The 17,255-nt window shown below is 72.7% G+C and carries 17 protein-coding genes; 8 read left to right on the top strand and 9 right to left on the bottom strand.

Features of this window, described 5'->3' with window-relative positions; translation table 11 throughout:
• Nucleotides 1-5: 5 nt before the first annotated feature.
• From ACLQ2N_RS22910 to ACLQ2N_RS22920, 3 genes are all read right to left on the bottom strand, one after another.
• The gene (locus ACLQ2N_RS22910; protein ID WP_425815917.1) at nt 6-1,526 is read right to left on the bottom strand and encodes a PTS transporter subunit EIIC; all 1,521 of its coding nucleotides are present in this window, start codon (nt 1,524-1,526) and stop codon (nt 6-8) included.
• A gap of 44 nt (nt 1,527-1,570) precedes the next feature.
• Nucleotides 1,571-2,527, bottom strand: a complete 957-nt coding sequence (gene murQ / locus ACLQ2N_RS22915; RefSeq protein ID WP_425815919.1) for an N-acetylmuramic acid 6-phosphate etherase — start codon at nt 2,525-2,527, stop codon at nt 1,571-1,573.
• 80 nt (nt 2,528-2,607) lie between these two features.
• Complete coding sequence (locus ACLQ2N_RS22920; protein ID WP_425815921.1) at nt 2,608-3,528, bottom strand: MurR/RpiR family transcriptional regulator; 921 nt, start codon at nt 3,526-3,528, stop codon at nt 2,608-2,610.
• A 115-nt stretch (nt 3,529-3,643) separates the two neighbouring features.
• Here ACLQ2N_RS22920 and ACLQ2N_RS22925 point away from each other — a divergent pair, with 115 nt between their 5' ends.
• Together ACLQ2N_RS22925 and ACLQ2N_RS22930 are read left to right on the top strand one after the other, a co-directional pair.
• The gene (locus tag ACLQ2N_RS22925) at nt 3,644-4,045 is read left to right on the top strand and encodes a hypothetical protein (RefSeq protein ID WP_425815923.1); all 402 of its coding nucleotides are present in this window, start codon (nt 3,644-3,646) and stop codon (nt 4,043-4,045) included.
• Nucleotides 4,046-4,049: 4 nt separating this feature from the next.
• Nucleotides 4,050-4,319 (top strand): DUF4031 domain-containing protein, encoded by a 270-nt coding sequence (locus ACLQ2N_RS22930; RefSeq protein WP_365679136.1) that lies wholly within the window; start codon nt 4,050-4,052, stop codon nt 4,317-4,319.
• A gap of 10 nt (nt 4,320-4,329) precedes the next feature.
• Here ACLQ2N_RS22930 and ACLQ2N_RS22935 read toward each other — a convergent pair whose 3' ends face one another.
• The 4 genes from ACLQ2N_RS22935 to ACLQ2N_RS22950 form a co-directional block, all read right to left on the bottom strand.
• Nucleotides 4,330-5,562, bottom strand: a complete 1,233-nt coding sequence (locus ACLQ2N_RS22935; RefSeq protein ID WP_425815925.1) for a Cmx/CmrA family chloramphenicol efflux MFS transporter — start codon at nt 5,560-5,562, stop codon at nt 4,330-4,332.
• Nucleotides 5,563-5,680: 118 nt separating this feature from the next.
• On the bottom strand, nt 5,681-6,340 hold the full coding sequence (locus ACLQ2N_RS22940; protein ID WP_425815927.1) for an HD domain-containing protein: 660 nt from the start codon (nt 6,338-6,340) through the stop codon (nt 5,681-5,683).
• Nucleotides 6,337-6,885, bottom strand: coding sequence for a hypothetical protein (locus tag ACLQ2N_RS22945; protein ID WP_425815929.1), 549 nt, complete (start codon nt 6,883-6,885; stop codon nt 6,337-6,339). Before ACLQ2N_RS22945 ends, ACLQ2N_RS22940 begins: the two co-directional genes overlap by 4 nt.
• Complete coding sequence (locus ACLQ2N_RS22950; protein ID WP_425815931.1) at nt 6,882-7,436, bottom strand: hypothetical protein; 555 nt, start codon at nt 7,434-7,436, stop codon at nt 6,882-6,884. The genes ACLQ2N_RS22945 and ACLQ2N_RS22950 overlap by 4 nt, the downstream gene beginning before the upstream one ends.
• A 136-nt stretch (nt 7,437-7,572) precedes the next feature.
• On the opposite strand from ACLQ2N_RS22950, the gene ACLQ2N_RS22955 reads away from it, so the two are divergent.
• Entirely contained in the window at nt 7,573-8,196 is a 624-nt protein-coding gene (locus tag ACLQ2N_RS22955; protein WP_425815933.1) for a GNAT family N-acetyltransferase, read from the top strand.
• A 60-nt stretch (nt 8,197-8,256) separates the two neighbouring features.
• On the opposite strand, the gene ACLQ2N_RS22960 is transcribed toward ACLQ2N_RS22955, so the two are convergent.
• On the bottom strand, nt 8,257-10,524 hold the full coding sequence (locus tag ACLQ2N_RS22960) for a heavy metal translocating P-type ATPase (protein WP_425815935.1): 2,268 nt from the start codon (nt 10,522-10,524) through the stop codon (nt 8,257-8,259).
• A 261-nt stretch (nt 10,525-10,785) separates the two neighbouring features.
• Between ACLQ2N_RS22960 and ACLQ2N_RS22965 the strand changes: the two genes are divergently transcribed.
• Nucleotides 10,786-11,475 carry a copper homeostasis protein CutC gene (locus tag ACLQ2N_RS22965; protein WP_425815937.1) on the top strand — a complete coding sequence of 230 codons (690 nt, stop codon included), beginning with the start codon at nt 10,786-10,788 and terminating at the stop codon, nt 11,473-11,475.
• Between the two features lie 206 nt (nt 11,476-11,681).
• Here the strand turns inward: ACLQ2N_RS22965 and ACLQ2N_RS22970 are convergent, their stop codons facing one another.
• Nucleotides 11,682-13,058 carry a hypothetical protein gene (locus ACLQ2N_RS22970; protein ID WP_425815939.1) on the bottom strand — a complete coding sequence of 459 codons (1,377 nt, stop codon included), beginning with the start codon at nt 13,056-13,058 and terminating at the stop codon, nt 11,682-11,684.
• A 363-nt stretch (nt 13,059-13,421) separates the two neighbouring features.
• On the opposite strand from ACLQ2N_RS22970, the gene ACLQ2N_RS22975 reads away from it, so the two are divergent.
• Genes ACLQ2N_RS22975 through ACLQ2N_RS22990 form a run of 4 tightly spaced genes read left to right on the top strand, consistent with a single transcriptional unit; the run spans nt 13,422 to nt 17,251 of the window.
• Nucleotides 13,422-14,258: a sugar phosphate isomerase/epimerase family protein gene (locus ACLQ2N_RS22975; protein WP_425815941.1), complete on the top strand. Its 837-nt coding sequence runs from the start codon at nt 13,422-13,424 to the stop codon at nt 14,256-14,258.
• Complete coding sequence (locus ACLQ2N_RS22980; protein ID WP_425815943.1) at nt 14,255-15,187, top strand: Gfo/Idh/MocA family protein; 933 nt, start codon at nt 14,255-14,257, stop codon at nt 15,185-15,187. The genes ACLQ2N_RS22975 and ACLQ2N_RS22980 overlap by 4 nt, the downstream gene beginning before the upstream one ends.
• Nucleotides 15,138-16,364 carry a methionine adenosyltransferase gene (locus ACLQ2N_RS22985; RefSeq protein WP_425815945.1) on the top strand — a complete coding sequence of 409 codons (1,227 nt, stop codon included), beginning with the start codon at nt 15,138-15,140 and terminating at the stop codon, nt 16,362-16,364. The genes ACLQ2N_RS22980 and ACLQ2N_RS22985 overlap by 50 nt, the downstream gene beginning before the upstream one ends.
• On the top strand, nt 16,361-17,251 hold the full coding sequence (locus ACLQ2N_RS22990; RefSeq protein WP_425815947.1) for a hypothetical protein: 891 nt from the start codon (nt 16,361-16,363) through the stop codon (nt 17,249-17,251). Before ACLQ2N_RS22985 ends, ACLQ2N_RS22990 begins: the two co-directional genes overlap by 4 nt.
• The last annotated feature ends 4 nt before the right edge of the window (nt 17,252-17,255 follow it).

Genomic DNA, 17,255 nt, shown 5'->3' on the forward strand with positions numbered 1-17,255 from the left:
CGGCCTCAGACCGACGCGGGCTCCTTCGCCGTCCCGGTCGCCGTGGCCGCCGTCGTCGGGGCCGCCGTCGTCGGGGCGGTGGCCTCCTCCTGGCTCACGTTGAACTCCGCCAGGAGTTCCTTGCTGAAGCCGAAGAAGTACGTGGCGAGGAAGCCCGCGAGGTAGCCGACGACGAGGCCGCCCGCGTAGATCGCGATCGTGGCGCCCAGGCCGTGGTTGCCGTCGAGGAGGGGGAACAGGGCCCAGCCGGAGGGGCCGATCGCGGTGGAGCCGACCGCGTCGCCCAGCTGGTTGAAGAAGCCGACGAACGCGCCGCCGAACGCACCGCCCACGCAGGCCGTGATGAACGGGCGGCCCAGGGGGAGCGAGACGCCGTAGATCAGGGGTTCACCGACGCCCAGGAAGCCGGCGGGCAGGGCGGACTTGATGGTCTTGCGGATCGACTCGTTGCGCGGGAGGCGGAAGTACGTGGCGATGGCCGCGCCGACCTGGCCGGCACCGGCCATGGCGAGGATCGGGAGGAGGACCGTGTAGCCCTGCTGCTCGATGAGCGTGGTGTGGATCGGGATCAGCGCCTGGTGCAGGCCCAGCATCACCAGCGGGAGGAAGAAGCCGCCCAGGATCAGGCCCGCGCCCGCGCCGCCGTTGGACAGCAGCCAGTCGGCGAAGTCGCCGATCGCGGTGGAGACCTCACCCGCCACGTACATCAGGCCGAAGATCGTGACCAGGCCGGAGACGAGGACCGTCAGCGTCGGCGTGACCAGCACGTCCAGCGCCTCGGGCACCCAGCGGCGGCACCACTTCTCCACGTACACGGCGAGCACCGCCGCGCCCAGGGCGCCGAGCACGCCGCCCTGGCCGGGGGAGAGCTTCTGGCCGAACGCCTCGATGTTCGCGACGCCGGGGAAGACGATGATCGCCGCCACCGCACCGCCCAGGATCGGCGTGCCGCCGAACTCCTTCGCCGTGTTGTAGCCGACGAAGACCGCGATGAGCGCCATGAAGCCGGAGGCCATCGCGGCGAGGGCGGGGGTGACGGAGGGCAGCCATGCGAGGTTGACCAGCAGGCCGTTGAGCCCGGCGATGATGCCGCAGCCGATCAGGGCCGGGATCAGCGGCACGAAGATGTTGGCGATCTTGCGCAGGAACAGCTTGAACGGCGTCGCGTTCTTCGCCTTGCGGGCCGCCTTCATCGCGGCGCCCTGCGCGGCCAGCTCCTCCGCCGTGAGCGGGGCGGCGTCGGCCGGGGCGGGGGCCTCGGCCTTGCCCTCCTCGACCAGCTTCTCGAACTCCGGCGTGACGCGGGCGACCGTACCGGGACCGAGGACGATCTGGTACGTGTCGTCCTCGACCACGCCCATGACCGCGGGGACGGCCTTCAGCGCGTCGTCCTGGACGAGCGAACGGTCGTGCAGCCCGAGCCGGAGCCGGGTCATGCAGTGGGCGATGGAGCTGACGTTCGCGGCGCCACCGACGAGCGGAAGGATCGCGGCGGCAGTGGCGCGGTTCTTGTCTTCTGTAGCCATGGTGCGTGGTGCCTTGCTGTGCGAGGGAGAGGTGGTGCGGCAGGTCAGGTGGTGCGGGGGGCGGCGGCGAGTGCGGCGCGGAGGTGGCCGTCCGACTCGGACAGGAGCGCGGCGGCCGTGGGGCCGTCGACCTGGCCGAGGATCGTCAGGATGGCGTTCTTCACCTCGCCGTCCGTGGCGGCGAGCGCCGCCTCGATCTCCTCGTCGGGCGCGCCGGTGGCCAGCGCGACGATGCGCCGGGAGCGGGCCCGCAGCTTCTCGTTGGAGGCACGCACGTCGACCATGAGGTTCCCGTACGTCTTGCCGAGGCGGATCATCGTGATGGTCGAGATCATGTTGAGCACGAGCTTCTGCGCCGTGCCCGCCTTGAGCCGGGTGGAGCCGGTCAGCAGCTCGGGGCCGACGACGACCTCCAGGGGGTGCTCGGCGGCGGCGCCCAGCGCGGAGTCCGCGTTGCACGACAGGCCGATGGTCAGGGCGCCCTTCGCGCGGGCGTGCTCCACGGCCCCGATCGCGTACGGCGTGCGGCCCGAGGCGGAGATGCCGACCACCGTGTCGTCGGCGGTGAGCTCCAGCGCCTCCAGGTCGGCGGCGGCCAGCTCCTTGCTGTCCTCCGCGCCCTCGACGGCGGTGACCATGGCGGACGGGCCGCCCGCGATCAGGCCGATGACGTCGGCCGGGTCCGTGTTGAACGTGGGCGGGCACTCGCTGGCGTCCAGCACGCCCAGCCGGCCCGCGGTGCCCGCGCCCGCGTAGATCAGCCGGCCGCCGCGGGCCATGCGCTCGGCGGTGGCGTCGATCGCGGCGGCGATCTCGGGAAGCCGCTCGGCGACGGCGGCCGGGACGGTCCGGTCCTCGCCGTTCATGATCCGGGCGATCTCCGCGGTGGCCAGCCGGTCGATCTCGGCGAGCTCCGGGCGGAACGCCTCGGTGGTGAGGGTCGCGAGCTGGGCGCGCAGCTCGCCGTAGCCGTCGGGGGTGGCGTCGGTGAGGGAGGTCATGGAGAGCGGCTCTGCTTTCTCGTACGGCGTGGGGGTGCGGGGCGGGTGCGGGGTGCTGCCGGAGGGTGTCCGGGTGACGGTCAGCGGGTGGTGCGCGGGGTGTGGCGGTGGGCCAGCGCCTCGTAGGAGGCGGCGAGGGCCGGGGCGGCCGTCTCGTACGTACGCTGGGCGACGCCTATGAACAGGCAGTCGACCACCAGGAGCTGGCTGGTGCGGCTCGACATGGCGGCCGGGCGCAGCTCGCTCTCGCGCGCCGTGGACGTCGTCAGCACGTGGTCCGCGTACTGCGTGACGGGGCCGTCGGGGCGGCCGGTGATCGCGACCGTCGTCGCGCCCCGGTCGAAGGCGACGCGCAGCGGCTCTATGACGTCGCCCGTCGAGCCGGAGTGCGTGATCGCGATGGCCATGTCGCCGGAGCGGAGCTGCACGGCGTTGGTCACCGCGAGGTGCGGGTCCGTGTGGGAGTGGGCGATGAGGCCGATCCGGGCCAGCTTCTGGGCCAGGTCCTGGCCGACGAGGGAGGACGCGCCCACCCCGTAGATGTCGATCCGGCGGGCCGTGGCGGCGGCGGCGACCGCGGCGCCCAGCTGCACCGTGTCGAGCCCGGCGGCCGTGTCGGCGAGGGTCTGCTGCTCGTCGTAGGCCAGCTTGGCGACGACGTCGGCGATGGGGTCGTCCACCGCTATGTCCGCGGTGACGGCGGGGGCGCGCCCGGACTCCTGGTGGGCGGCGAGCCCTGCGAGCGCGAGGCGCAGGTCGCGATAGCCCGGATACCCCAGGAGGCGGGCGGTGCGGACCACCGTCGCCTCGCTGGTGCCCGTCAGCTCGGCGAGACCGGTGACCGTCAGGGCGGCGCAGCCCGCCGGGTCGCCGGCGACGGCCTCGGCGACGCGCTGCATCGAGCGGGTCATCGACGGCGCCAGCGTCCGCACCTTGGCGGCGAGGGCCGCCGGGGCCGGCGGCGAGTCCAGGATGAAACTTTCCTTCAGGTCATTGGTCACCCTTGAAAGATATTTTCAAGCCCCGGGCCCGTCAACCCTCTTTGGTGTGACCTTTGGAAGAAGCGGTTGACGTCGGATCGGGGAGCTGTCCGCCGGGCAGGTGGACAATGGCTGCATGGAGCAGAATCCGCCGGAGTCCGACCGGCCCGACCAGCCCGACCGTCAGGAGCAGGCGCTGCACACCGCCCGAGCCCTCGTCATGGCCGACCTCGCCGCCGGAGACGTCGCCGAGGCGCAGATCGTGTCCCTGGTCGAGGACGCCGTGACGCACCGCCGGTGGTGGGTGGAGCAGTGGCCGGAGGGCGCGGAGTTCGTCGTCGGCCTCATCGCCCAGGACGTGCAGGACGCGCTCCTGGAGCGGTACGGCCGCTGGCCGCTCTGCCCGGTCTGCGACGCGGGCGACCCCCATGCGCTGGACGTCGAGCCGGAGCTCGGGCCGCACCCGCACTGGGTCTGCACCAAGGCCGCGGTGGCGGTCGCCCCGGTCGGCGCGCTCAGCGGGATACTCCGGCGGTGAGGCGATGACGCTCTACATCGACCCGCCGACCTGGCCCGGCCACGGGCGCCTCTGGTCGCACCTGGTCAGCGATGTGTCGTTCGAGGAGCTGCACGCCTTCGCGGCGTCCATCGGCGCCCCGGCGCGGGCGTTCGAGCGCGACCACTACGACATCCCGGCCGCGAGTTACGAGGACGCGGTGCGGGCCGGGGCGCGGGAGATCGGCTCGAAGGAGCTGGTCCGGCGGCTGACCGCGGCCGGGCTCCGGCGGCCGAAGGGGCGGCCGGCGCCCTGAGCGCCCCGGCTCAGCCCGGCGCGGCCCCCGTCGACTCCACCGGCGCCCCCTTGGGCGCTCCCGCCCCCTGCGCCACCAGCCGGGAGGCCGCCGAGCCGCGCGCCCGCTGGAGCCGCAGCGAGAACACCACGGTCACCAGCGCCGCCACGGTCATCGCCGCTCCGGCCCAGGCCGTCGCCTCGAAGCCGAAGTCCGCGTCGATCACCGTGCCGCCGAGCCACGGTCCGCCCGTGTTGCCCAGGTTGAACGCGGCGGTCGTCGTCGCCCCCGCCAGCGTCGGCGCGGCGCCCGCCACGTTGAACATCCGGGCGTTGAGCGCGGGCGCGGTGTAGAACGCCGAGAGGCCCAGCAGGAACGACAGCGTGATCACGGCCGCCTGGTTCGACGCGAACAGCGCCAGTGCCGCCAGGAAGACCGTGGACGCGGCGATTCCGCTCAGCAGCACCCCGAAGAGGTGCGCGTCCGCGACCCGGCCGCCGATCGTCGTACCGACGAGGGCGCCCACACCGAACAGCGCCAGCACGGTCGGCACCCAGCCGGAGTCCAGGCCGGCGACGTCGGTCAGCAGCGGCGCGAGGTAACTGAACGCGCAGAACACCCCGCCCGCCGCGAGCGCGGTGATCACGATGGACAGCCACACCTGGCGGTCGCGGTAGATGCCCATCTCCCGCTTCAGCTGCGGCTTCTCGGCCGGCAGCGGGATGCGCGGGATCAGCGTCGCCACACCGGCCAGGGCCACCGCCGAGGCCGCGCCGACCGCCCAGAACGCCGACCGCCAGCCCAGGTTCTCGCCGAGGAACGCGCCCAGCGGCACGCCCAGCACGTTCGCGATCGACAGCCCGCCGATCATCACGGCCATGGCGCGGGCCCGCGCGTTCACCGGGACCATCGCGATGGCGACGGCCGCCCCGACCGCCCAGAAACCGGCGCACGCGAAAGCGCTGACCACGCGGGACGCGAACAGCACCTCGTACGTCGGCGCGAGCGCGCCCGCGACCTGGCCGAGGCCGAAGACCGAGATCAGCGCGATGAGCGTGGTGCGGCGCGGCAGCCGCAGCGTCGCCACGGCGAGCAGCGGAGCGCCGACCACCATGCCGATCGCGAACGCGGATATGAGCAGTCCGGCGCGCGGAATCGACACGTCCATGTCGTCGGCGATCGGAGGCAGCAGCCCGGAGAGCATGAACTCGCTCGTGCCCAGGGCGAAGACCGAGAGGCCGAGGATGTATACGGCCAGGGGCATACGGGAACGGGCGCGCGCGGCGGAGTCAGGCATGACAGGTGGCAACAGCAGAAACGTTCCTGACATTCCCCGGCCGACGGCCGCCCGCTGCCGGCCCCCGGCCGACGGCCGCTCCCGGTCAGCGCGTGAGCAGTTCGAGCTCCGTCAGCAGGTTCTGCCGCGCCCTCGGCTCCCACTCCCTCATCCCGTACGGCGTACGGAACAACTGCGGCAACCCCAGGAGCTGCCGCAGCACCGCCGCCCGGCCCTCCCGGAACGCCTCCTCCGGCACGAACCCGTACTCCTCGCGGACCTGCGCCGCGTACTCCCCGTACTCCTTCGGCGCCGCCGCCAGGATCGCCAGGTCCGCGTCGCACAGCACCTCTCCGTTGGCGTCGCCGGCGGCCGGGTCGTGCGTGACGGTGAGCCGGACGAGCCGCGCGACCTCCGCGGTCACCGCGTCCGGCACCCCGGCCTCCGGGAGCGCCCGCTCGGCGAGCACCGCGCTGCGCTCCTCGTTCTCCGACCGGTCGGGCCGGTACACCGCGTCGTGGAACCAGGCCGCCAGGCGCACGGCGTCCGCGTCCGCGGCATGCCCGGCGAGCGTGTCGACGCGGTCCAGGACCGCCGCGAGGTGGGCGGTCGTGTGGTACTCGCGCTGCGGCTCGGCCCAGCGGGCGAGGAGGTGCTCGGCGTACGGAAGCGGATCGGGGCCGTCCGCCCCGCCCCGGGCCGCGACGAGGGCGTCGTGCCAGCGGGTGCGGAGGGCTTCCTCGTACTGCGCGCGGTCGTCCGTCATGCGGACGAGGGTAGGCCGAAGTGGTCGGCGATGATCCGCAGGGTCACGGCACCGTCCGCGTTGAACCCGGGCTCGGCCTCGTAACGCGGGGTCTCCCGGCCGATGATTCCGGCGGACAGCAGCTCGCGCACCAGCAGGTCACCGTGGCGGCGGGTCTCGCGGCGGGCGCCCATGTTGAAGTACGTCGTCGCGAAACCGCGCCTGCTGTGGATGAAGTGGAACGGGTGCGCCTCGCAGTGCGGGACCATGAAGTTCTGCCCATGGGCGCACTCGCAGGCCGGCGTGGAGGCCAGGAACACGGTTTCCAGGGGGTTGGGGCTGCCGAAGCGTTCCTCGTAGCGGAAGCCGGTGAGATATCCGGCCCAGGTCGCGAGGTCGCCGCCCTTGTACGTGGCCGCGTCGTGCGTCAGCCAGGCCCAGCCGTCGGATGCGCCCTCTGTACGAGCGGGGAGGCCCAGGTCCGCGTAGATCCCGCTCAACGTGGGAAGGTCGAGGCCCTTGGCGTACGTGACAAACGTGTCCGGCGCGATGAACGGCGTGGTCACAGCGCCGCCACCTCCCGGGCGAGCGGCGGTGAGGGCAGGCCGAAGCAGGCGGCTATCGCGCGGGCGATCCGCTCCTCCTTGTCGGAGTCGTGCTGCTCGTAGCAGTCGTGGCTCGGATCGGTCTCCCAGGCGAGGCATTCCGCCTCGGGGCCTATGAGGTTCGCGGCGAGCAGTTCGGCCGACATGTAATCAGGGTTGTCGCCGACGCGCTGTTCCACGTCCTCGAAGCTGAAGTGGACGATCCACTTCCCGTCGCGCAGATACGTGAAGTCCGGCCCGTGGGCCTTGGCACTGCACGGCTCGGTCACGATGACCACGATCTCGCCCCCGGACGCGCAGAGGCGGGTGTAGTCGATGTTGTCGTAGTCCTCGATCTCCCAGTTGGCCATGTCATGCACCGCCCATGCCCAACCCCCCGCCTCCCCCTCGGCCAGCGCCTCACGGTGCTGCTCGCGCAGCCCCGCCACGAGCGCGGACCGGGTCAGGCCCCGGGCGAACACGAGGTTGACCTCGTGACCCGGGAACTCGCACGCACTGTCGATAAACGTCATGTCGGGAGCGTAGGCGGGGGGACTGACAACGGGTTGGGCGTGCGGCCATATTCGGGCGACATGGGGGGCGGGGCTCTGGGAATCTACGCGCGGGCGTGGGCCCGCTGATTCCTTGGTGCCGACTGGATGGTGAGCGATGACTTTCGTGCTGGTGGGGCCGGTTCTGGAAGGTTCTCGGGTGCGGCTCGAACCGCTTGAACACCGGCATGCGGAAGGGTTGTCGCGGGCCGGGCAGGAGAACCGGAGTGCGTACGGATACACCTGGGTGCCCGGGCCCGGGGAGGTCGAGGGTTATATCGACGCCCAGTTGGGAAGGGCCGCCGCCGGGAAGCTGGCGCCCTACGTGCAGGTGGACCGGGCGTCCGGGCGGGTCATCGGGGCCACGGCCTTCTGGGAGCCGCGCTGCTGGATGGATGACGACAGCCTCACCGCCATCGAGGTCGGCTTCACCTGGCTCGCCGCGTCCGCGCAGGGCACCGGGGTGAACACCGAGTCCAAGTACCTGCTCTTCCGGCACGCCTTCGAGGAGTGGGGCGTCTCGCGGGTGGACCTGAAGACCGACGCGCGCAACCGGCGTTCCCGGGCCGCGATCCAGTCGGTGGGCGCCACCTTCGAGGGCGTCCTGCGGAACTGGTCGCCTTCGTGGGTGCCGGGCGAGGAGGGGCGGTTGCGGGATTCGGCGATCTTCTCCATCACGGCGCAGGAGTGGCCGGACGTGCGGGGGCGCCTGGAGGCGCGGATGGGGCGGGGGGTCGCGTAGACGCGACGCCGCCCGCGTCGGACGGACCCGGCGCGGGCGGTGTGTGACGGACGGGCGGGTTTACGCCTCGCCCCGGAACCTCCGCAGCCTCAGCGAGTTGCCGACCACGAACACCGACGAGAACGCCATCGCCGCGCCCGCGATCATCGGGTTCAGCAGGCCCGCCGCGGCCAGCGGGAGCGCCGCCACGTTGTACGCGAAGGCCCAGAACAGGTTCGTCCGGATGGTGCTGAGCGTCCGGCGGGCCAGGCGGATCGCGTCCGCCGCCGCTCGCAGGTCGCCGCGGACCAGGGTCAGGTCGCCCGCCTCGATGGCCGCGTCGGTGCCCGTGCCCATGGCCAGGCCCAGGTCGGCCTGGGCCAGCGCGGCGGCGTCGTTCACCCCGTCGCCGACCATGGCCACCGAGCGGCCCTCCGCCTGGAGGCGCTTGACGACGTCCACCTTGTCCTGCGGCATGACCTCCGCGTAGACCTCGCCGATCCCGACCTCGGCCGCGACCGACTCCGCCACCGCCCGGTTGTCCCCGGTCAGCAGGATGGGGGTCAGGCCGAGGCGGCGCAGGCGGGTGATCGCCTCCGCGCTGGTGTCCTTCACCGCGTCGGCCACCTCGATGACCGCGCGGGCCTCACCGTCCCAGGCGACCGCGATCGCCGTCCGTCCGGCGGCCTCCGCCTCGGCCTTGCGGGCGGCCAGGTCCGCGGGGAGGCGGATCTCCCACTCCGCGAGGAGCTGTTCGCGCCCGACGAGGACCGCGTGGCCGTCGACCACGCCCTGTACGCCGAGTCCGGGGACGTTGGCGAAGTCCTTCGGGGTGGGGAGAGTGGCGCCGGTGCGTTCGGCGGCTCCGGTCGCCACGGCCTGGGCGATGGGGTGTTCGGAGGCGTGTTCCAGGGCGCCGGCGAGGCGGAGGGCGTCGGATTCGGTGGTTCCGGGGGCGGTGTGGACGGTCTGGAGGGTCATCCGGCCGGTGGTGACGGTGCCGGTCTTGTCCAGGACGATCGTGTCGACGCGGCGGGTGGACTCCAGGACTTCGGGGCCCTTGATCAGGATGCCGAGCTGGGCGCCGCGTCCGGTGCCGACCATGAGCGCGGTCGGTGTGGCCAGGCCCAGCGCGCACGGGCAGGCGATGATCAGGACCGCGACCGCCGCCGTGAACGCGGCCGTGAGCCCCGCCCCGTCCGCCAGCCAGAAGCCCAGGGTGCCGAGCGCGAGCGCGATGACCACGGGGACGAACACCGCCGAGATCCGGTCCGCCAGGCGCTGCGCCGCCGCCTTGCCGTTCTGCGCGTCCTCGACCAGCTTCGCCATCCGGGCCAGCTGGGTGTCCGCGCCGACGCGGGTCGCCTCGACCACGAGACGGCCGCCCGCGTTGAGGGTCGCGCCGGTCACCGTGTCGCCGACGCCGACCTCGACCGGGACGGACTCGCCGGTGAGCATGGACGCGTCCACGGCCGAGGAACCCTCGACCACGGTGCCGTCCGTGGCGATCTTCTCGCCGGGGCGGACGAGGAAGCGGTCGCCGACGTGGAGGTCCGCCGTGTCCACGGTCACCTCGCGGCCGTCGCGCAGGACCGTGACCTCCTTGGCGCCCAGTTCGAGCAGGGCCTTCAGCGCGGCGCCCGCCTTCCGCTTCGACCGGGCCTCGAAGTAGCGCCCGGCGAGGATGAACGCGGTGACGCCGGCCGCCGCCTCCAGATAGATGTTCCCCGCGCCGTCGGTGCGGCCGATGGTCAGTTCGAACGGGTGCGTCATGCCGGTCATGCCGGCGGTGCCGAAGAACAGCGCCCACAGCGACCACAGGAACGCGGCGGACGTGCCGAGCGAGATGAGCGTGTCCATCGTCGCCGCGCCGTGCCGGGCATTGGTCCATGCGGCCTTGTGGAACGGCCAGCCCGCGTACGTGACGACGGGCGCGGTGAGGGTGAGGGCGAGCCACTGCCAGTCGTCGAACTGGAGCGCCGGGATCATCGACATCGCGATCACCGGCACCGCGAGGAGCACGGCCGTGATCAGCCGCTGCCGCAGGGTGTCGGGCGCCTGCGCGGCGGGCGCGGCCGCGTCTTGCGCCGTACGCGCCGGGGGTGCGGGTTCGTGCGCGGTGTAGCCGGTCTTCTCGACCGTGGCGATGAGGTCCTGTACGGAGACGGCGGCGCCGTCGTAGGTGACGTGGGCCTTCTCCGTGGCGTAGTTGACGCCGGCCGTCACGCCGTCCATCCGGTTGAGCTTCTTCTCGATGCGGGCCGCGCAGGAGGCGCAGGTCATGCCCCCGATGGCCAGCTCGACCTCGGCCTCTGCGGTGTGCGTGGTGTGCGCGGTGTGCGCTGACACGGGGGCCTCCTCGTGGTCCAGGGTACCCCGTTTCGGGTACCCCCTGGGGGTATCTCCCTCCGACCATGTATACCCCCACCCCCTATCCCGAAGCAAGAGTGATCCTCTGCGGGGTGCGCGGGGCGTGCCGGTCGGTCGCCTGGCGTCCGTTCGGCCTCGCGTATCTTCACGTTCACGGTCAGGGCTGCGCCCTGGGTCTACCGCCCCGTAGGCTGGCCATTGGACTAGACCTATAGCTGCTTCCTGGAGGATTGGGTTCCCATGAGCAACCGTGCAGTCCTGGAGGTGATCGCTCTCGACGCGGAGGACGCGGTCGCCGCCCAGGCGGGTGGTGCGGACCGGCTTGAGCTGGTCACCGACATGGCGGCGGACGGCCTCACCCCGTCCTGCGCGACCTTCGCGGCGATCCGCGCCGCGGTGGACATTCCGCTGCGGGTGATGCTCAGGGTCGCCGACGGCTTCGCGGCCGGTGACATCGACGTGCTCGTACGCAAGGCCCGTGAGCTGCGGTCCGAGGGCGCGGAGGAGTTCGTGCTCGGCTTCCTGGACGCGGACGGAAACCCGGACCTGGTCGCGGTCGAGCGGCTCGTCGCCGTGCTGGACGGCTGCCGGTGGACGTTCCACCGGGCGATCGACCGGGCGGGCGACCGGGACGCGCTGCGCAAGGCGCTCGCGGATCTGCCGGGGCTGGACACGTATCTGACGGCCGGGGCGGCGGCCGGGGTGGACGCGGGGATACCCACGTTGGTGGCCGAGGCGGGGCGGGCGGGCGAGCCGGGGTACGAGCCGCGGATTCTCGTCGGGGGCGGCCTCCGCCTGGAGCACCTGCCGGCGCTCCTGGACGCGGGGATCGACGCCGTCCACATCGGGGGCGCCGCGCGGCCGGGCGGCTGGTCCGGGCCGGTGGACGCGGATGCGGTGCGGGAGTGGCGGGACGTGCTGGACCGCTAGGCGTGGGGCCGCTGGGCGCGGGGCCGGGGGGTGGTGTGGTGCCGCCGGGTACGCCCGTTGCGCGTTGCCGTCGCGGGGGCGCTGCCCCCGGACCCCTGCTCCTCAAGCGCCGGAGGGGCTGATTTTGCGGGCTGCCCCCTAGCGCCAATTCGCCGGAGCGGAGCAAGGGCGGGTGAGCATTCGCCCGCCGTGCGGGCGCGAAGGACTTACCGGCGATCGCTGAGGTATGTGCGTGCTCGTTCGTCCAGCTCGATGGCGCACCGCAGTCCACGTGCGCGGAAGCGGGTGAGGTCGCGGCGCATGTTGCCGACGGCCTTTCTGGTACGCCCGGACTGAACACCCGCCATGTGGTCCATCGCCCGCCCCCAGGTGGTGCATGCCTGCTCAATGCGGCCCCCGGCGGCCTGCATCTCGGCCTGCGCGACCAGGTCCAGGGCGGCAATCCGGGCGTACGTGCCGGGCGGTCGGCTGGCTGCGGCCGCCCCGTACAGCGCCGCCGCCTTCGCCCGGTCGCCGAGTGTCTCCCAGACCTTGGCTGTCCGGCTGTGAACGGTCGCGGCCGGCGGCCCCCACGAGAGCGCCCAGAACGGCACCTCGTCCCCCTTGGCCGCGCCCAGCGCCGTACGGGCCCGCTCCACCTCCCGTACGGCCTCCTGCCGCTGGCCGGACTTGGCGAGGGCGTGGGCGTGCGTGACGGCGAACAGCGCCTCGGTCTGGGTATCGACCCGCCCGTGGACGCGGTCGACGGCGGAGGCGGCCAGCGCGAGGCAGTGCTCGGGGCGGCGGAGTTTCATGCCCTGCTGCGACATCGTCCGCATGACGAAGGCGCTGTGACCGGTGATCCCGGACTCCTGGGCCAAGGCGTACGACTGGAGGTAGTACCTCTGGGCGAGGCCCTGTTCGCCTCCGTCGTAGGCCCGCCACCCGGCCTGGTGCACGCCGACGGCGGCGGCCGAAAGCATCTGCTGGTGGTCGTCCTCGAAGGTGAACCGGCCCCGGCACAGGGTCGCGACATCGGTCATCAGGTACTGCACCAGCGCGGACCGGCCGTGCTGGCCGCCGTGACGCTCGTCCATCACCGCGAACATGGTGATCATGTCTCGCACCGCTGCTACGTCCGCGTGCCCGACGCGGGCCCCGGTCCGGGCCTTCGAGGCGCGGGACGCGATGTCGGCGACGTGCTCCAACGGTAGAACGGCGGCCGCGACCGAGTACGCGGCGCCGGACAGAAAGCCTCGGCGGTCCAAGTCACCCCTCCAGATCGGCATCAGAGCGTCCAACGGGTCGTCGCCGATGGACAGTCCGATGCTGTCACTGCCCCAGCCCGGCGGCACCGGCAGGCCCAGGTCCTCGGGAGAGAGCGCCCTGCCGAGGCGGCGGGAGAGGGCGACCGTCAGGTAGCGGCGCGTCTGCCCGGAAGGCACAGCCCCCGCGATCCAGTGATCCACCGCCGACTTGTTCGTTCGCAGGATCTGGCCTGCTTCTGCCGCGACTTGGCGGACAGCCTGCGCGACACCGGCGTAGGTCCATCCCGACTCCGCGATGGCGGCCCGCAGCTTTTCGTTCGGTAAGCGCTGGGTCATGACAGCCCCCTCGTATACCTCGTATACCCATCCGTCGGCTGCAACCGTACCGACGATCAGTGACCGCCGCTTGACTGTTAGTCATGTCCGGCAGGGCGGTGGGCCCCCTCCCTGCCGGGCGCACAACTGTGCATGCCCACACATAACCCTTCATCCGAACGGATGTTGGGCTACCACTGTCGAAGGAGTTCCCATGCGGCCGAACCCGCCCGAGCCGGGCCCTCCGCCGCCCCCGCCGGGGCCGATCCCCACGCCGCCCCCGCCCGGCGGCGGCCGGTAGTCCCAGCCCCCGGCCGCGCGTCCCACATCCGGCGGGGCGCGCGGCCTTCCTGTCCCACCCGCAGCATCGACAAGGAGACCCCTGTGCAGGGATTCACCGTGCTCAACCCCGACGAGCTGGGCCAGGACCCCGCCGTCGGCATGGACCTGGCCCTGGCCCTCGGCGTGCACCACCTGGAGATCCGCACCGCCTACGGATCGAACGCGCTCGTGCTGGATGACCAGCAACTGCGCCACATCCGGCAGTTGGCCGACGAGCGGGGCCTTCGGGTGGCGGCGCTGGCGTCCCCGCTGTGGAAGTGGTGTCGCTCCGAAGCCGCCCCGGGCCGAGTCGACTCCTTCGGCTTCCCCACCCAAATTCGCGCCGAGGACCGGGAGCGGTGGGTGGACCGGGCGCTCACGGTCGCCGGCCTTCTCGGTACGGACCGGGTCCGCGTCTTCTCGCACCTGTCCGTGGGCGAGCAGACGGAGACCTTCCGCGACGACCCGCTGCTGCCGTACGCCCTCAAGGCCGCGGAACGGGCAGGGGTTCGGCTGCTTCTGGAGAACGAGCCGGTGTGCACGGTCCACGAGCCGGCCTCGCTCCTCGATGTCCTCCAGGCGCACCCCGGGCTGGGGCTGTGGCTCGACCTGGGGAACCTGTTCGAGGTCGGCTACGGCACCGCCGAGGCGGTGGACGCGCTCGCCCCGTACACGGAGTACGTCCACATCAAGGACTACCGACCCCGCGACGACGGCATGAAGGACTTCGTCGCGGCGGGCACCGGCGCCGTGCCGTACCGGGAGCTGCTGCCCGCCCTGCACCGGGCGCGGCCGGGGCTGCCGTACGCACTGGAGACCCACGTGCGCGAGACGCCGGGCCAGGCGCTGACGCGCGGCGCCGCGTTCCTCCGCGCGACGGTACCGGGCGGCCTGGCGTGAGGCGGGTGCTGCTCATCGGCTGCGGCGAGGTCGGCGCCAAGCACGCCGATGCCCTCACCCGCGCCGACGGGCTGGACCTGGTGGCGGTCGCCGACCCGTCGCCGGTCGCCAAGCCTCCCTCCGGTGTCCCGCTGGTCGCCGGCTGGGAGATGGCGCTGAAGGAGTACGCACCCGATGTGGTTGTGGTGGCCACCCCGCCGGGCTCCGCGCTGGTGGCGGCCCGCGCGGCCGCCCGGACCGGGGCGGTCGTCCTGGTGGAGAAGCCGGCCACCCTCACCCCCGCAGACCTTCGGCCGGCCGAGGAGGAGGACCGCCGGATCTACGTCGCCTTCCAGCCGCACTTCGCCCCCGGCCTGGCCTGGCTCCTCAGCCAGACCCCGACGGCCCGCCGGGCCGCGGTGCGACTGGTGTGCCGCCGAGACCGCGGTTACTACCGGGACTGGCGCACCCGGTACGCGACCGCGGGCGGCATCCTGCACCAGCAGGCCATCCACGGCCTGGCGCTCGCGCTGCGCCTCCTGCCGCCGGGGCCCGTCAGGTCCTCCACGGCCGAAGTGCGCCGCGTGCGGCAGTGGGGTGAGTCCGAGGACCGCGTCACCGCCACGGTCCTCTTCGAGAGCGGGGCCGTGCTGACGGTGGAGGCTCGGGTTGACAGCGACGAGCCCCGAAGCCACGACGTCACCCTCCACCTCGACGGCGGCCAGGAACTGCACGTACGCGGCCGGAACCTCGAAATCGGGCTTGGCCGCCCGCATTCCGCGCCCGACGACCGGGCGCTGCGCCTGGCCATGTACCGCGCCCTGCCCGACGATGCCGGCCCGCTCCACCCCTGCCTGTTCCCGCTGTCCGAGCTCCGCCGCACCCTGGAGGTCATCGACCATGCCTACCGCACCGCGCGCACCGTTCCTGAGGGCCGCACCGCCTCATGACCTCGACGTCGAGGTTGTCGAGCGCAAGGGCATCGGACACCCCGACACCCTGGCCGACGGCATCGCCGAGCTCGCCTCCATCCGCTACAGCCAGTACTGCCTGGCACAGTTCGGCGCGATCCTCCACCACAACCTCGACAAGGTCGCCGTCCTCGGCGGCCGCGCCCGCTTCGGCGACACGGACGGCACGTACGACCGCCCCGTACGCGTCGTCTTCGGCGGCCGGATCTCCACGACGTTCAACGGCCGGGTGATCCCGGTGCGCGAGATCCTGGAGGGCGCCGCCGCCGAGCAGCTGCGCACCGCGCTCCCCGGGTACGAGCGCATCACCTGGGCCGCCCGCCACGAGACGACGGACTCTTCGAAGTTCCCGTACTGGTTCGCCCCGCGCGGGCTGGAGGACCTGCCGGAGCGGCCGAGGGCCTTCTCCAACGACACCGCGTTCCTCGTCGGCACCGCACCGCGCACCACGGCCGAAACCGTCGCGCTGCTCGCAGAGGCGTGGTTCCGCCGTCAGCCCTGGGCCGGAAGCGACATCAAGGCCCTGGTCATCCGCAACGGCCGAGCCCTGACCATCACGGTGTGCGTCCCGGCCGTCGCCGGGCACCTGGCCGGCAGCGCCGAGCTCGATGACGCGGTCACCGACACCGCCCGGACCCTCACCGCGCAGCTGCGTGAGCGCATCGAAGGGCCGGTGACGGTGGTCTGCAACACCCGCAACACCCGCACCGGTCCGCTGTCCGGGCAGTACTTCACCGTGTCCGGGTCGGCCATCGACTACGGCGAGGACGGACTCGTCGGACGCGGCAACGCCCGGTCCGGCCTGATCACGCCGGGCCAGCAGGCCGGCAACGAGGTCCTGTTCGGGAAGAACCCCGCCTACCACGTCGGGAAGGTCGGCGGCTGGCTCGTGGACGAGGCGAGCCGCGCGCTGGCCGAGAAGACCGGCGCTCCGTGCCGCGTCGCGGTGATGTGGCGCAACGGCGACCCCTACCCCGAACCGGCCTCCCGCGACATCGAGGCCGCGCATACCGACCCGGCGCACGCCGACGTGGTCCGCGAGGTGCTCCAGCGCACGGACTGGGTGCCCGACCTCGTCGAGCACCAGCGCTACTTGCCCGCCCTGCTGCCGGTCCCCGAGCTGCTGGCCGAACTCGACGCACCGACGCTGTCATGACCAGGGCCGCCGTGACGACCGGCCACCTCACCGCCACGCTGGAACTCCCGCCGGGGCTGGACACGGGCCCGGCCGTCACGGCGGCCGACCGGCTCCCCGGCGGCTGGCACCCCACCCTGCCACCGGTCGCCGGACTCCCCGACGGCCCGGTGCTCACCGTGTCCGACACCGGCCCCGAGCCAGCCGTCCGCGTGCACGGGCAGACCGTGCACCTGAACCTGCCCCACCAGGCCGCCCGCACCTCGACCCTCGCGTACGTCACCTACACCGCGCTCGAACGTGCCCGCCAGCAGCGGCAGATCCTCACCCTCCACGCCAACGCCGCGGTCACCCCGAGCGGGCAGGGCATCCTCCTGCTGGGGAACAAGGGTGCGGGCAAGACCAGCGTGACCCTGGCCCTCGGCGCACGGGGCTGGACGCACGCCGGCGACGACCTGACCGTCCTGGTTGAAGCCGGGCCGGACCTGCTGATCTTCCCCGGGAAGCCGACCGCCGCCGTCCGCCCGGCCGACCCCGCCCTGTGGCAGGCCCCGAAGCCGGTCATCACCCTGACGCCTTTCCTCCACGTCCCCGTACCGCTCGCGGGCGTCATCCGTCTGACCGTCCACCCCGCCGTTCCGGGCCCGCTCCTGGCTTTGGCCACCCCGTTCTCACCGAACGAGCAGTTGCGGCTCCACGAGGCCCTGGCCCGCTACATCAGCGGACTCCCCACCCCGCTGACCGGCCCCGTCTGCGCCCCGTACGGACCGGTCTGGCCGCTGGACGACCCATCGCTCGCTCGCTGGCGCACCCACCTGATCACCCGCCTCGAACAGCACCCGTACAGCTACTTGTACGCCCCCGACGCGCGAACCGCAGCCGACCTGATCACCAAGAGGTACATGTGAGCCC

Source organism: Streptomyces sp. DT224, from assembly GCF_049844595.1.
Classification (GTDB): Bacteria; Actinomycetota; Actinomycetes; order Streptomycetales; family Streptomycetaceae; genus Streptomyces.